Source organism: Microbacterium sp. Z12_35 (assembly GCF_058310475.1).
Map to the genome: position 1 here is coordinate 2,536,180 of NZ_JBZEGJ010000001.1, position 13,717 is coordinate 2,549,896.

Consider the following 13,717-nt stretch of genomic DNA (forward strand, 5'->3'; position numbering starts at 1 on the left):
GCGCCGCGGGTGCCGTCCTCAGTTGCCGAGCGCCTCGATGATGCCCGTGAGCACGTACCAGCCGATCACCAGTCCGAAGACGATCACCGTTCCCCACGAGAATCCGCGCTTGAGGCGGCGACCCTCCGGGGCGACGCCCGGTGGAGGCGGCGTGAGCACCGGCATCGGGCCGTCGACGGCGCCGGGGATGCCGGAGGCCACCGCATCCGCTGCCGGTACCGCTGTGGTGACCAGACGTTCGTCGCGCCAGCGGGCCCACTGTGCGAGCTTGTCGAGCAGTGCTCCCACGACGGAGAACAGCCACGCCCACGTCGCGGGGTCGAGGGTGGAGAGATCGCGTTTGGCATACAGGAAGAGCCAGTCGTCGACGATCTCGACGTCGAGCGCGGCGGCGTTGTCGATGAAGCGGGCCATGATGTCGGGGGTGAACAGGTACAGCGCGTCGCGCTCGTAGTCCGCGGGGCAGTACAGCGAGAAGTACTTGTCGAAGTCGCCCTCGAGGCTGAGGCGCTGATCACGATCGAACGCGGCCGGGAGGTTGGAGGCGCCGAAGAGGCCGTTGTTTCCCACCGCGTCCAGGACGATGTGCGGCAGCGGCACGTCGAGCTTCACCGCGACATAGCCCCACTTGTGCGTTGTGCGGTTCTTCCCCGACCCCGTCGTGTACCGGTAGTTCGCGAACTCTACGAAACGGGGCTGCTCGCCGCGCACCAGGTCGCTGGCCTGGCGTGAGCTGCCGCGCTGGAAGATCATGCCGGGGAGCGCCGGTGCCGGAATCACCGGGGTGAAGGCCATGCCGTTCGCGCGCGCGAAGCGGTCCAGGCGGTACCACCGGACCGAGCTTCCGCCGCCGCGGACGAGGGAGACGATCAATACGGCCACCACGGCACCGACGAAGAGGAAGGGGAGGATCAGCGGAAAGCTGAAGCCGCCTCCGGAGGATGACATCAGGCTGAGCAAGGAGCCGAAGACCGTGCCGAACACCCCGAGCACGAACACGCCGACGACGCAGATGACGACGATCGCCGTCGCGCTGGATCCCGAGCCCTTCCCCTGCGCGCGGAGTTCGCGGACGTATGCCTTGGCGGTCGCCCGATCGACCGGCTCTGTGAGCGGCTGCGAGTTGAACGTGATCGGTGCAGGAGCGCTCATCGGTTCACCTCATCCGCGTCCCATGACAGGTCGGCGCCCTCGCGGACCGCATGCGCCTCGAGGGCGGGGTCCGTGCACAGTGCGCGGATGAGGTCGGGGCTCCCGCCGATGATGGTCGAGTCGTCATCCACCTCGGTGACGAGGATCCATGCGCGGTCGGCCGGCCAGATCAGGCTGGGTGACGCGGTCCAGTCCGGACTGTCCTCCGCCCAGGGCACGCGCGACGCCCATCCGGGGTCGACGAAGTCGGCGATCGAGCCGCGGAAGAGCACATGGTCGCGATTGGGGAGGCGCAGTCGTGGTCCGCGCGAGATCTCGTCCGAAAGCAGGCCGGGCTGCCACACGGGCTTTCGGAAGACGTTGTTGAACGGGTCATGGATGCTGCGCGCGAGCATCGCGCTGTGGCGGGCGAACAGCTCCGGGTCGTCGTCGCCACCGACCAGGGTCAGCGTCGCGCGCGCGGGCGCCTCGCCGAAGAATCCGAGCATGCCGCCCCACCCCTCCCAGACTGCGATGTACACATCCTCCGGGGTGCTGGTGTGGGCGGCGAGGTGGCGCGCGGTCGCACTCAGCTGCGCCGCATCCAGCCGTCCCGGTTGCGGCGCGGAGTACACGCGCCCGTCCGGGGCCTTGACCGCGTCCGCGTCCCGCGCGTGCGGGCCACCGCCTCCGCGCCGAACGATGCGGTTCCACTGAGCCGTGCCGTGCATCTCCGTGCCGAACGCCGCGGCCGCCGCCTCCCAGGTCACCGCGGTGTCGTCGGCGAGCCCCGGGTGGAAGAGGCGGGCATAGGCGGGGAAGCCTCGCGGGATGACGCCGTGCATCGTGGCGTCCCACGCAGGTCCGTCGTCCAGGCGCGCGCGTATCCAGTCGCCGGCGCTGACGTCTTCTGTCCACTCCATGCACGCCACGCTACCCACCGCCCCTCCGCGCGAGACACCACATTCCCCGCGAGACTCACCGCGTCGCGTGGTGTCTCGCCCGAAGTGTGGTTTCTCGCGGCCAAGCTGAGGGGTGCGGATGCAGCGGAGCTGGGCATCGGATACACTGTGAAGGTTGTCGGCGACGCCATTCGCGCGCACGCGGACGACATGCACACACCCTCCTGCTTCCGGGAAATGCCCGGCAGCCGTTCTAGTCCGAAGGAGGTGGGTTAGTGACGCACCAGTACGAACTCATGGTCATTTTCGATCCCGAGCTCGACGAGCGCCAGGTTGCACCCAACCTGGACAAGTTCCTCAAGGTCATCACGACCGACGGGGGCACCATCGACAACGTCGACATCTGGGGCCGCCGCCGTCTCGCGTACGAGATCCAGAAGAAGACCGAGGGCATCTACGCCGTCGTGAACTTCACGGCCACCAGCGAGGCGACGCAGGAGCTCGACCGTCAGCTCAAGCTGAACGAGCAGATCATGCGCACCAAGGTCCTTCGGGCCGAGGAAGCCATCGCTCTGGTCGCTTCGGAAGCGCTCCGCAAGGAGGCCAAGGCTGCCCGCAAGGCGGCGGCTGCCGAGACCCGGACGGCTAAGAAGGACGCCTGATGGCCGGCGAAACCGTCATCACCGTTGTGGGAAACCTCACGGCCGACCCCGAACTGCGTTACACGCAGAACGGGCTTCCGGTGGCGAACTTCACCATCGCATCTACTCCGCGCACGTTCGACCGTCAGGCGAACGAGTGGAAAGACGGCGAGGCGCTGTTCCTCCGGGCATCCGTGTGGCGCGACTTCGCCGAGCACGTGGCGGGTTCGCTCACCAAGGGCGCTCGGGTCATCGCGACCGGTCGCCTGAAGCAGCGCTCCTACCAGGATCGCGAAGGCCAGAACCGCACCTCGATCGAGCTGGAGGTCGATGAGATCGGCCCCTCGCTGCGTTACGCCACCGCTCAGGTGACGCGCGCGGCCAGCTCGGGCGCCGGCGGCGGTGGCGGCGGTGGCGGAAGCCAGCCCCGTCAGCAGGTCACGGAGGAGCCGTGGTCCACGCCCGGCTCCGCCAGCGGAAGCGCCGCCGGCGCTGACGCGTGGTCCGCCCCCGGTAACTACGGAGACGACACCCCGTTCTGATTCACGCTGGATGCCGCGCTCGCTGAGCTGCAGCATCCGCGTTTCATACGAAAGAAGGAAACATGGCTGGAAAGGCCACCGGCGATCGCCGGAAGCCGCGGAAGGGTGGCAAGCCCACCGCTCCCGCGAAGCCGACCCGCGTCGGCGTCATCGACTACAAGGACATCCCCACCCTCCGCAAGTTCATCTCGGAGCGCGGAAAGATCCGCGCCCGTCGTATCACCGGTGTCTCGGTGCAGGAGCAGCGTCTCATCGCTCGCGCGATCAAGAACGCGCGTGAGATGGCGCTCCTGCCCTACGCCGGCGCCGGCCGCTAAGGGGCACCCGCATGGCAAAGCTGATTCTCACGAATGAGGTCGCCGGGCTCGGAAGCGCCGGCGACGTGATCGAGGTCAAGAACGGGTACGCCCGTAACTACCTCATCCCCCAGGGTTTCGCGGTGGCGTGGTCCCGTGGTGGCGAGAAGCAGGTCGCGTCCATTCGCGCGGCCCGCGAGTCTCGCGCCATCCACGACCACGAAGAGGCCGTGGCCCTGAAGAACACGCTCGAGTCCAACAAGGTCAAGCTCACAGTGAAGGCGGGCGCCGAAGGGCGTCTGTTCGGCTCTGTGAAGACCGGCGACGTGGCTGACGCGGTCAAGACCGCCGGATTCGGCGACCTGGACAAGCGCAAGATCCACATCACCTCGCCCATCAAGGCGGTCGGTGAGCACGAGGCGACGATTCGTCTCCGTGACGACGTCACCGCCGTGATCACCCTTCAGGTGGTTGCTGCGAAGTAACGGACGCACACCGGATGCCGCGGACCCCTCGGGGACCGCGGCATCCGTCGTTTCACGGCTGTGGATCCGGTGAGGAGGGTGCGCCCATGTGGACCCACCCTCCTCGCCCGGCTTACGCCACCCGACGCAGGCGGACGAACATCACCGCACCCCCGCCGAGGAGGAGCATTCCCATCAGCAGGCCCGCCAGTGCCGAGCCGCCACCGGTCTGAGCGAGCTCAGCGGAGGCCGTGGCACCGGCCGTGAGTCCACCGGCCGTGAGGCCAGCGGCCGTGAGGCCCGCGGGAGCGCCGATCACGCCGTCATCCGCGCCACCCGGGGTTCCGGGGGTTCCCGGAGCGGCGGGGGTGGTCGGAACGGTCGGTTCGGTCGGGTCGGTCGGGTCCGTCGGGTCCGTCGGGTCGGTCGGGCCGACCGGCGGGGCGGGAGGAACGACCGTGGTCGAACCGGCCGTGGTGCAGTCCCCCACGGCACAGACGGCGTTTCCGCCGACGGTCACGGGCAGCGTCACCGGCGCGACGATCTGGGTGCCCCCGGCGATGCTGTCGCTGCCGCCAGTGGTGGGGCCTGCCGAGTTGCCGGAACCGGCGTTCGGTGCGACCACGGTGGTGCCGTTTTCGGTGGTGGCGTCAGCGAGCACCGCGATGGCGTTGCCGCCGAGGGTGATCGGTGCGGTGATCGGTGCGACCACCTGGGTGCCCCCGGCGATGCTGTCGGCACCGTCGGTGGTGGGCCCATCCGAGGCACCCGATCCGGCGTTCGGTGCGACCAGGGTCGTGCTGTTTTCGGTGGTGGCGTCGCCGAGCACCGCGATGGCGTTGCCGCCGAGGGTGATGGGCAGTGTCACCGGCGCGACCACTTGGGTGCCGCCGGCGATGCTGTCCGCACCGTCGGTGGTGGGGGCCCCCGTTGCGCCGGAACCGGTGTTGGGTGCGACCTCGGTGGCGCTGTTCTCGGTGGTGGCGTCACCGAGCACCGAGATGGCGTTTCCGCCGAGGGTGATCGGTGCGGTGATCGGTGCGACGACCTGGGTGCCGCCGGCGATGCTGTCCGCACCGTCGGTGGTGGGGGCCCCCGTTGCGCCGGAACCGGCGTTCGGTGCGACCTCGGTGGCGCTGTTCTCGGTGGTGGCGTCACCGAGGACCGCGATGGCGTTGCCGCCGAGGGTGATGGGCAGTGTCACCGGTGCGACCACTTGGGTGCCGCCGGCGATGCTGTCCGCACCGTCGGTGGTGGGGCCTTCCGAGTTGCCGGAACCGGCGTTCGGTGCGACCACGGTGGTGCCGTTTTCGGTGGTGGCGTCACCGAGCACTGCGATGGCGTTGCCGCCGAGGGTGATCGGTGCGGTGATCGGTGCGACGACCTGGGTGCCGCCGGCGATGCTGTCGCTGCCGCCAGTGGTGGGCCCATCCGAGGCACCCGATCCGGTGTTGGGTGCGACCAGGGTCGTGCTGTTCTCGGTGGTGGCGTCGCCGAGCACCGAAATGGCGTTTCCGCCGAGGGTGATCGGTGCGGTGATCGGTGCGAGCACCTGGGTGCCCCCGGCGATGCTGTCCGCACCGTCGGTGGTCGGGGCCCCCGTTGCGCCGGAACCGGCGTTCGGTGCGACCACGGTGGTGCTGTTTTCGGTGGTGGCATCACCGAGCACCGAGATGGCGTTGCCGCCGAGGGTGATCGGTGCGGTGATGGGTGCGACGATCTGGGTGCCGCCGGCGATGCTGTCCGCACCGCCGGTGGTCGGGCTCCCCGTTGCGCCGGAAGGCGCCGCCGTGGTGGTGGTGGTCGCGTCCGCCGACTCAGCGTCCCCGAGGACGGAGATCGCGTTGCCCGATACCGTCACGGGCACGGTGAGGCCGATAAGGGCCTGCGTGCCGCCCAGGATGCTGTCATCACCCGAGGTCCGCGACGGTGGTGCGGCTACGACCGAAGGCGCCGCCGGGGCGATGGTCGCATCGGTGGACGTGCTGTCGCCAAGCACCGAGATCGCGGTGCGCGAAACGTTGACGGGAACGCCGACGTTCACGAGCGCCTGGGTGCCGGATGCAATGCCCTCCGACCCCGTGGTGATCGCCGCCGGCGCGGCAGCGGGAGCCGGAGCCGCTGTGGCGGCGGAGTCGGACGACGAGTCGCCGACGACGGAGATGGCGTTGCCGCTGACGGTCACCGGAATGTCGACCGAGACCAGGGCTTGTGTGCCCGACAGCACACCGCCGTCGCCGGATGTTTCGGCCGCGGATGCGACCCCTGCTCCGAGGACGGCGATGCCGCCCCCGACGAGCGCTCCGAGAAGCGCTTTCTTCATGAATCTACGCATGATGTACCCCTAAATGAGTGAGTTGGATGGTGCGCGCGAACGCGCGGGGACCGTCTGCCGCGCACAGGCGCGGCGCGATCACTCACTCAGTCAGGGGAGATGTCGGTGTCGTAGACCGGTGCGCCGGGAAGCGCATCGTTCACGTGCTGCTGCACCGAGGTAAGGAAAGGCGCGGCGCTGCGCGCGTCGGAGGGGCCGACGGCCAGAAGAAGACCGGTGCCGGCCGCACCGCCGGTGTTGATCGAGCCGGTAGCGCCGAGAAGTCCTGCGCTGGATGCCCCCGGTGTCTCCATTGGAACGGCCGACGTCAATACTGGGGCACTGCTCACCCAGCGCGCGGGCGAAGCCAGCGCACCGAAGGCGGAGCCCACGCCCGAAACCGCCGCATTCGGTGGCAGCGTGCCGGGGAGACCCGAGGGCGCCAGAAGAGGAGCCTCGGGAAGCGGCGCGCCGAGACCGGGCACCGTCACCTCGAGCGTGTCCGTGATCGGGGTGAGGCCCATCACCGGGAGCGTGGGGAGCAGGGGTGCCAGCGGGGCGGCGTGGCCGACGACAGCGGATACTGTGCTGTCCACGGCGGAAGCGATCCCGATGAGGTTCTGGTGGACGCGCGTTCGGTCGAGGAGGTCTGCCACGACCGGGACGCTCGATGTCACGCCGACGACGGGCTTCACGACAGCGGTGACGGCACCGGCGTCGGCGACCTCCGTCAGGGCCGTTGCGACGGTACCCACGGTGCTGGTTGCGACGTCGTTCACCGTTGCATTCGCGGCCTGAGTCGTCGTCTCCACCACCTGGGTGGCCGGCGGCACCACCTCGGCGACCGGCTGCGCGACGCGCGCGGGCGCCGGCGCGATAGCAGTGGCGACATGCGTGACGGCCTGATCGATAGCGGTGGTCGTCTGCTGCAGGGTCTGTCCGGCGCCGCCGTGGGTTTCGACCACGGTCCCGAGCAGTCCCGAACTCGGAGCGGAGGAGCCCTCCTGCGCGGACGCAGAGGAGGGGGACGCGAACAAGCACAGCACGCACCAGGCGATGCCGGCGAGCAGCGCAAGCAGCACGACGCGCGCCGGCTGAAGCCGACGGTGGTGGTATGCGATGTTCACGTATTCACCTCCTCGCGATGGCACGGGCGGTGAGCCCCTGGTGTGAAGATAGCGCTGAGGAAAGCCTGAGGGCAAGAGAACTTGACAGCGGGCGATACTTTCACTACCGGCTCGAAAGTTATCCCCCGGGTTGTACACAACCACCGGCATGTCGGACGCAACCTTCAACCCACGCTTCAATCACATCCGTGGAAAGAGCATGTGGACGAAAAAAGGGCCGGTCAAGCGGCGGTTCATATGGTCGAATGAAATAGTTATCCGCCGTTGTCCACAGGCGTTGTGCACAGGCGCGGCGGCGTTTCCCGCAGAGATTCCACATAGTTATCCACAGCCCGGTTTGCGCCTGCCAGGGGGCGTGCTTACCGTGGGTCCAGCCCACCAGGACAAACCGCTGAGGGTCGCGCCAGGGGCGTGTCGGGGGTCCGTGTTGCCATTAGGGCACGGGGTGACGCGCGCCGCCGACCGGTGATCGCAGCGGAGATTCGCCCTGTCTGAGCGGACCTTACCCGTACCCGACGGAATGGAGAGCGCGTGTCGATCGCCGACATCTCGGAAGAACGCCTCGGCGGACCCCGAAGGGCCGAACGCACCCCTCCGCACGACCTGCCTGCCGAGCAGAGCGCGCTGGGCGGCATGCTCCTCTCCAAGGACGCCGTGGCCGACGTCATCGAGACGCTGCGCGGCGCGGACTTCTACATCCCGAAGCACGAGCTGATCTTCGAGGCCATCCTGTCGTTGTACTCCCACGGGGAGCCCACCGACGTCGTCGCCGTCACGGACGAGCTGATCAAGACCGGTGAGCTCCAGCGGGCCGGCGGGGCGGACTACCTCCACACGCTGACATCCATCGTCCCGACGGCGGCGAACGCGGGGTATTACGCGTCGATCGTCGCTGAGCGTGCGCTTCTTCGCCGACTCGTCGAAGCCGGAACGCGCATCGTGCAGATGGGCTACTCGGGTCAGGGAGACGCGCTCGACCTCGTCAACAACGCGCAGGCCGAGATCTACAACGTCTCCGGCGCGGAGACCGCGGAGGATTACGTCCCCCTCACCACAGCGGTGGATGCTGCCGTCAATGAGATCGAGGCCGCTCGCGGCCGTGACGGCCAGATGACCGGCATCCCCACCGGCTTCTCCGGGATGGACCAGCTCACCAACGGCCTGCACCCCGGGCAGATGATCATCATCGCCGCGCGCCCCGCCATGGGTAAGTCGACGCTGGCGCTCGACTTCGCCCGCGCCGCGGCGATCAAGCACAACATGCCGACGATCTTCTTCTCGCTCGAAATGGGTCGCAGCGAGATCGCGATGCGCCTCCTCAGCGCGGAGGGCGCCATCCCCCTGCAGAGCATGCGTAAGGGCACTCTGGACTCACGCGATTGGACGACGATCGCCGCCACCCGCGGGCGGATCAACGATGCGCCTCTCTACATCGACGACAGTCCCAACATGACGCTCGTCGAGATCCGCGCGAAGTGCCGTCGGCTCAAGCAGCGCGAGGGGCTCAAGATGGTCGTCATCGACTACCTGCAGCTCATGACGAGCGGTAAGCGGGTCGAGTCGCGACAGCAGGAGGTCAGCGAGTTCTCCCGTGCGCTGAAGCTCCTCGCTAAGGAGCTGCAGTGCCCGGTGATCGCGCTGTCGCAGCTGAACCGTGGTCCCGAGCAGCGCGCCGACAAGAAGCCGGCGCTGTCCGACCTGCGTGAGTCGGGCTCGATCGAACAGGACGCCGACATGGTGGTGTTGCTGCACCGCGAGGCCGCGTACGAGAAGGACAGCCCGCGTGCGGGTGAGGCCGACCTCATCGTGGCGAAGCACCGAAACGGCCCGACCGACACGATCACGGTGGCTTTCCAGGGTCACTACTCTCGCTTCACCGACATGGCGCCCGCGATGTGATCACTCGCCCGCGCGCGTAAGCGCTCGGTATGGGCGTTCCCGGACCGCAACTCCTCGTTGCCGTACCCGAGCACCACCGCTTTCCGCCGCACGAGCGGACGCCCGTGGCCGCGCTCGAGAATGAGCAGTGGATTGCGGGGAACGGCGCTCCCGGAGATCCGCAACTCGGAGCGTGGCCCACCCTGCCACGCCGAGAGGCTGGAGGGCGTTCTCGCCGTCGAACACCACGTCAGACCTCCGCGGCGGGCTCCAGGCTGCGCCAGATGTCGAAGGCCACCGATGCCGCGCGGTCCGCATCCCCCGCTTCGATGAGATCGATGAGCTGCTCATGTCGATCGACCGAACCAGAGCCGTCGGCGCCGAAGCGCAGCCGCTCCGCGCGGCGCACCAGCGGCTCGAATTGTTCCAGCACCGCTTCCGCGGCCTGATTGCCGAGCGCGGCGATCGGAACCCGGTGGAGCTCTTCGTCCGCATCCAGCGCCCCGGTGACATCCCCTGAGGCCACGGCAGCGGCGAACCGGCGGTTCGCGCCCCGCATGCGCGCGATCTCCGCCTCGCTGAGGCGGCCGGTCACCTCCCGGACCGCCAGCTCGTGCATGGCGGCGACCACATCTCTCGCGTCGCGCACCATCGGAGCGTCGATGGCGCTGACGGTCGTGGAACGACCCGGGAGGGCGACGACCAGCCCACTCGCGGCAAGGCGGAGCAGAGCCTCGCGCACCGGCGTCCGGCTCACCCCGAGCCATCCCGCGAGCTCGGCGTCCTTGAGCTGCTCTCCCGGCGCAAACGTCCCATCCACGAGAGCGTCCCGCAGCCGTCGGTAGACGTCATCGCGCAGGAGCGTGCGGTCGACGGCAGGGGTGTCGCGCGGAATCGGCATACAACATATTGCACACACGTCGCGCCCGTCGCCGAATTTCCCGCAGGGCCTTGCCGATGAATACGATATGCAATATATTGCACATCGGACCGATGATCACCGGTCTGACGATGACCCGTCCGGCGAGGGCCGGTACGGCAGGGAGAGGAGAACGACGTGAGCACGATCGACGCCCAGGCGGGGGTCCTTTCAGAGAACACGGAAGATCAGGGGGTCAAGAACGTCGTGCTGGTGCACGGGGCGTTCGCCGATGGGTCGGGATGGCGCGGCGTCTACGAGAACCTGACGGCGCGCGGATACACGGTCACGGTCGTGCAGAACCCACTCACGTCGCTGGAAGACGACGTCGCGGCGACCACGCGGGTTCTCAGTCGGCAAGACGGACCCACCATTCTGGTCGGGCACTCCTGGGGTGGCACCGTCATCACCGAGGCGGGCGTGCACCCGAACGTCGCCGGGCTGGTCTACGTCTCCGCCTTGGCGCCCGACGCCGGCCAGACGACGGGTCAGCAGTACGAGGGGTTCGCCCCCACGCCGGACTTCGTCATCGACGTGGCGGACGACGGGTACGGATTCCTCAACCACGAGAAGTTCAAGGCCGGGTTCGCGGCGGACGCCAGTGATGAGGATGCCGCGTTCCTCCGTGACTCGCAGATCCCGATCAACATGTCGGTCTTCGGCGCGGCGGTGACGAACGCGGCCTGGCGGGACAAGCCCACCTGGGCGGTCATCGCCACGGACGACAAGTCCTTCGACCCGGCGATGCTGGAGCACATGGCGACGAGGAGCGGCGCGAAGATCACCCGGGTCGCCGCCAGTCATGATGTGTTCATCACCCAGGCCGGGGTCGTCTCCGACACCATCGACGAGGCCGCGAAGGCCGCCTTGCGCGTCGGTCGCTGAGCGCAGTCCGCTTCCCGCCGGGGCCGGTTCGCACCTGTGAGGCGAGCCGGCCCCACTGGGGTTCGAGCGAGCCGGCCCGGCGTTCCCGCCGCCTCTGCCGACCCGCGCTTCGCGCCCTTGCCTTGTGCGTGCAGTGTGCCTGCACATACTCTGCTGACACTGTACGGACGCCATGGTGGCCCCGTCTGAGTTCGACGGGGGTCGGCATGGGTCACAACGACGTGGCAGAGGGAGCTTCCGAGCAGGCGGCCGAGGAGGCGCTCGCCGCGTCCCGATCAGTTCGAGACGCGGGAACGGTGATCCTCGAGCCGACCTGGACGCTGGTACACCGCGACGGCAAACTCGAGCTGGTCCGCGATCGAAGCATCGTCATTCGGGACGGGCGAATCGCCGACATCGTGGAGGGTCGCATCCCCGGCAACGACGTGCGCATCGACATGACGGGGCAGCTGCTCATCCCCGGCATGATCTCCGCACACACGCATGTCGCGCTCGGTTCGCCGACCCGTGGGCTCATCGAGGGGGGCCGGTCGTACGGTCAGCCCGCCGTGCTGCTCGAGGGGGTTTCGGGTGACGACCTGGATGCGGTCACCGCGTACAACCTCGCCGAGATCCTCCGCGGCGGATGCACGACGCAGCTCGAGCAGTCGCTCTCCCTGGCTCACGCCGAATCGTACGTCCGGGTGGCCCGCAATTGGGGAGTGCGCGGTTACGCGTCGGGGATGCTCCCCACGTTCTCTCAGATGCTGCCGATCTGGTTCGCACCGGACGACTCGACGATCGTGGAATCCGCCCCCGGGACGATCCATGAGATCGACGCCTATCTGACGTGGGCCCGGTCGGTGAAGGGCGCCGAAGGGGGACGCATCCAACCGATGATCGCGCCGCACGGTCCAGAGACGGCGACACCCGAGACGCTTGATGCGGTCCTCGCTGCGGCGCGAGAGCTGGGGACCGGCATCCACACGCATCTCGCGACGCTGTCGGCCGATTCGGCGCGCATCGAGCGGATGTGGGGCAAAGGCCCGGTGCGATGGGTGGAAGAACACGGCTGGTACGACGTGCCCTTCTTCGGGGCGCACATGGGCGGGTGGGACGCGGCAACCGACGCGCCGTTCCTCGCTCAGAAGGCCTTGTTCACCTACGTGCACTGTCCCTCCGGTGCGGGCGCGGGATCGGGCGAGGGGCGGCAGCCGTTCATCGAGGCGCTCGGATCGGGCATCAACGTCGCCGTCGGACTGGACTCACACTCGAACGACATGCTGGAGAACGCGAAGCTTGCGGTGCTCTATGGCCGGTTGCGCTACGACATCATCCACGAGACGAGCCCGGTACCGGTGAAGCGTCCCACGGTGTGGGACATGATCGAGTCGGTCACGACCAATCCCGCACGAGGGCTCGGGCGGACCGACATCGGCCGCATCGAGGTGGGTGCCCTGGCGGATCTGACGTCCATAGACGTGAGCGGCTTCCTCGTGGGAGCGGGCGAAGCCGGTCCGGAACCCCTGAACAACCTGCTCTACGCGAGTGGACCGATGGTACGGAATGTGATGACCGAAGGCGTGCTGCAGGTCAGCGACGGGCACCTCGTCGTCGACGACGAAACCCGCATCATCCGGCGCGGCGCGGAGGTCGTGAGGCAACTGTGGGCCGACCTCGAGACGGACGGCTGGTTCACGCCGACTCCTCGTTGAGGGTGCCTCAGTCCGGTGGTGAAGCGGCTGGTCGGGCGTACTCGTCCAGCCGACGCAGCGGCGGCTGTGCGCCCGAACGCGTGACGGCGTCCGCCCCGACGGCGCAGGCGGCGCGCAGCGCCGTCTCCGCATCCCAACCCGCGTGCAATGCGACCGTGAGGGCCGCACAGAAGGCGTCCCCGGCCCCGACCGAGCTGACGGCGGTCACGCGGGGTGCAGGAACGCGCACGATCTCCGTCCCGTCGCGAAGGAGCGCCGCGCCCGCTGATCCGTAGGTCACCGCGACGAGCCTCGCGTCGGCCAGCTCCGGCAGCGCCTCGTATTCGCGCTCGTTGACGATGAACAGATCGGCGCGCGCCACGAGCTCGGCGGGCAGGGGATGCGCCGGCGCGGCGTTCACCGCGAGATACCCGGGCACCGCACCCAGCGCCGTGACCACGGCGAGCGGAATCTCGAGCTGCGTGAGCACGGCCTCATCCGCGGAGAAGGATCCTCCGTCCAGTGTGACCTCGGAGTTCGCGCCGGGATGCACGACGATCTGGTTCTCGCCCGACTCATCGACGGTGATCAGCGCCGTGCCGGTCGGGGCGTCGCCCAGCCAGACCGAGCCCACATCGACCCCGGCGTCGCGCAGGTTCGCCAGCGCGGCCAGGCCGTCGGAGTCATCGCCCACCGCACTGACCATGCGCACCCGGGCGCCGAGCCGCGACGCCGCTACCGCCTGATTGGCGCCCTTCCCCCCGAAGTCTCGCCGCAACGAGGCCGCCAGCACGGTCTCACCCGGCTGGGGAAGGCGGGTGACGGTCGTCGTCACATCGACGTTGATGCTGCCCACCACACAGAGGGCGCCGAGGGAAGAGGTCATCCGTCCATTCCACCACCACGGCAGTGGTGGCGAAGACGTCGCGAAAAAAGCGTTTTCTC

Annotated in this window: 13 protein-coding genes; 7 read left to right on the plus strand and 6 right to left on the minus strand. The window is 68.6% G+C overall.

All coding sequences use genetic code 11. The features are described from left to right. Positions 1-18: 18 nt before the first annotated feature. Positions 19-1,152, minus strand: a complete 1,134-nt coding sequence (locus AC4FS1_RS12185; protein ID WP_491155354.1) for a hypothetical protein — start codon at positions 1,150-1,152, stop codon at positions 19-21. Continuing rightward, positions 1,149-2,054 carry a hypothetical protein gene (locus tag AC4FS1_RS12190; RefSeq protein ID WP_491155355.1) on the minus strand — a complete coding sequence of 302 codons (906 nt, stop codon included), beginning with the start codon at positions 2,052-2,054 and terminating at the stop codon, positions 1,149-1,151. Before AC4FS1_RS12190 ends, AC4FS1_RS12185 begins: the two co-directional genes overlap by 4 nt. Before the next feature lie 254 nt (positions 2,055-2,308). Here AC4FS1_RS12190 and rpsF point away from each other — a divergent pair, with 254 nt between their 5' ends. The 4 genes from rpsF to rplI all read left to right on the plus strand — a co-directional run bounded on the left by rpsF (position 2,309) and on the right by rplI (position 3,997). Next, positions 2,309-2,695: a 30S ribosomal protein S6 gene (gene rpsF, locus AC4FS1_RS12195; RefSeq protein ID WP_491155356.1), complete on the plus strand. Its 387-nt coding sequence runs from the start codon at positions 2,309-2,311 to the stop codon at positions 2,693-2,695. Further along, positions 2,695-3,216, plus strand: coding sequence for a single-stranded DNA-binding protein (locus AC4FS1_RS12200; protein ID WP_491155357.1), 522 nt, complete (start codon positions 2,695-2,697; stop codon positions 3,214-3,216). Before rpsF ends, AC4FS1_RS12200 begins: the two co-directional genes overlap by 1 nt. A gap of 62 nt (positions 3,217-3,278) precedes the next feature. Further along, positions 3,279-3,533, plus strand: a complete 255-nt coding sequence (gene rpsR / locus AC4FS1_RS12205; RefSeq protein WP_491155359.1) for a 30S ribosomal protein S18 — start codon at positions 3,279-3,281, stop codon at positions 3,531-3,533. Positions 3,534-3,544: 11 nt separating this feature from the next. After that, a complete protein-coding gene (gene rplI, locus AC4FS1_RS12210; RefSeq protein WP_491155361.1) occupies positions 3,545-3,997 on the plus strand; it encodes a 50S ribosomal protein L9 in 453 nt (150 codons plus the stop codon). Between the two features lie 112 nt (positions 3,998-4,109). On the opposite strand, the gene AC4FS1_RS12215 is transcribed toward rplI, so the two are convergent. Together AC4FS1_RS12215 and AC4FS1_RS12220 are read right to left on the minus strand one after the other, a co-directional pair. Then, complete coding sequence (locus AC4FS1_RS12215) at positions 4,110-6,311, minus strand: beta strand repeat-containing protein (RefSeq protein ID WP_491155362.1); 2,202 nt, start codon at positions 6,309-6,311, stop codon at positions 4,110-4,112. A gap of 86 nt (positions 6,312-6,397) precedes the next feature. Further along, on the minus strand, positions 6,398-7,417 hold the full coding sequence (locus AC4FS1_RS12220) for a hypothetical protein (protein WP_491155364.1): 1,020 nt from the start codon (positions 7,415-7,417) through the stop codon (positions 6,398-6,400). A gap of 531 nt (positions 7,418-7,948) precedes the next feature. Here AC4FS1_RS12220 and dnaB point away from each other — a divergent pair. Next, complete coding sequence (dnaB, locus tag AC4FS1_RS12225; RefSeq protein ID WP_491155366.1) at positions 7,949-9,316, plus strand: replicative DNA helicase; 1,368 nt, start codon at positions 7,949-7,951, stop codon at positions 9,314-9,316. A gap of 229 nt (positions 9,317-9,545) precedes the next feature. On the opposite strand, the gene AC4FS1_RS12230 is transcribed toward dnaB, so the two are convergent. Next, a complete protein-coding gene (locus AC4FS1_RS12230) occupies positions 9,546-10,196 on the minus strand; it encodes a GntR family transcriptional regulator (RefSeq protein ID WP_491155368.1) in 651 nt (216 codons plus the stop codon). A 156-nt stretch (positions 10,197-10,352) separates the two neighbouring features. Between AC4FS1_RS12230 and AC4FS1_RS12235 the strand changes: the two genes are divergently transcribed. Both AC4FS1_RS12235 and AC4FS1_RS12240 read left to right on the plus strand, forming a co-directional pair. Further along, a complete protein-coding gene (locus tag AC4FS1_RS12235) occupies positions 10,353-11,099 on the plus strand; it encodes an alpha/beta fold hydrolase (RefSeq protein ID WP_491155370.1) in 747 nt (248 codons plus the stop codon). A gap of 206 nt (positions 11,100-11,305) precedes the next feature. After that, positions 11,306-12,793: an amidohydrolase family protein gene (locus tag AC4FS1_RS12240; RefSeq protein ID WP_491155372.1), complete on the plus strand. Its 1,488-nt coding sequence runs from the start codon at positions 11,306-11,308 to the stop codon at positions 12,791-12,793. Positions 12,794-12,800: 7 nt separating this feature from the next. Here AC4FS1_RS12240 and AC4FS1_RS12245 read toward each other — a convergent pair whose 3' ends face one another. Next, positions 12,801-13,658 (minus strand): ribokinase, encoded by an 858-nt coding sequence (locus AC4FS1_RS12245; protein ID WP_491155374.1) that lies wholly within the window; start codon positions 13,656-13,658, stop codon positions 12,801-12,803. Between the last annotated feature and the right edge of the window lie 59 nt (positions 13,659-13,717).

What these genes read in the sequence shown, in the direction of transcription:
- AC4FS1_RS12185 (WP_491155354.1), bottom strand. Translation starts at nt 1,152, where the DNA reads ATGAGCGCTCCTGCACCGATCACGTTCAACTCGCAGCCGCTCACAGAG.
- AC4FS1_RS12200 (WP_491155357.1), top strand. Translation starts at nt 2,695, where the DNA reads ATGGCCGGCGAAACCGTCATCACCGTTGTGGGAAACCTCACGGCCGAC.
- AC4FS1_RS12230 (WP_491155368.1), bottom strand. Translation starts at nt 10,196, where the DNA reads ATGCCGATTCCGCGCGACACCCCTGCCGTCGACCGCACGCTCCTGCGC.
- AC4FS1_RS12190 (WP_491155355.1), bottom strand. Translation starts at nt 2,054, where the DNA reads ATGGAGTGGACAGAAGACGTCAGCGCCGGCGACTGGATACGCGCGCGC.
- rplI (WP_491155361.1), top strand. Translation starts at nt 3,545, where the DNA reads ATGGCAAAGCTGATTCTCACGAATGAGGTCGCCGGGCTCGGAAGCGCC.
- rpsR (WP_491155359.1), top strand. Translation starts at nt 3,279, where the DNA reads ATGGCTGGAAAGGCCACCGGCGATCGCCGGAAGCCGCGGAAGGGTGGC.
- AC4FS1_RS12240 (WP_491155372.1), top strand. Translation starts at nt 11,306, where the DNA reads ATGGGTCACAACGACGTGGCAGAGGGAGCTTCCGAGCAGGCGGCCGAG.
- AC4FS1_RS12245 (WP_491155374.1), bottom strand. Translation starts at nt 13,658, where the DNA reads ATGACCTCTTCCCTCGGCGCCCTCTGTGTGGTGGGCAGCATCAACGTC.
- AC4FS1_RS12215 (WP_491155362.1), bottom strand. Translation starts at nt 6,311, where the DNA reads ATGCGTAGATTCATGAAGAAAGCGCTTCTCGGAGCGCTCGTCGGGGGC.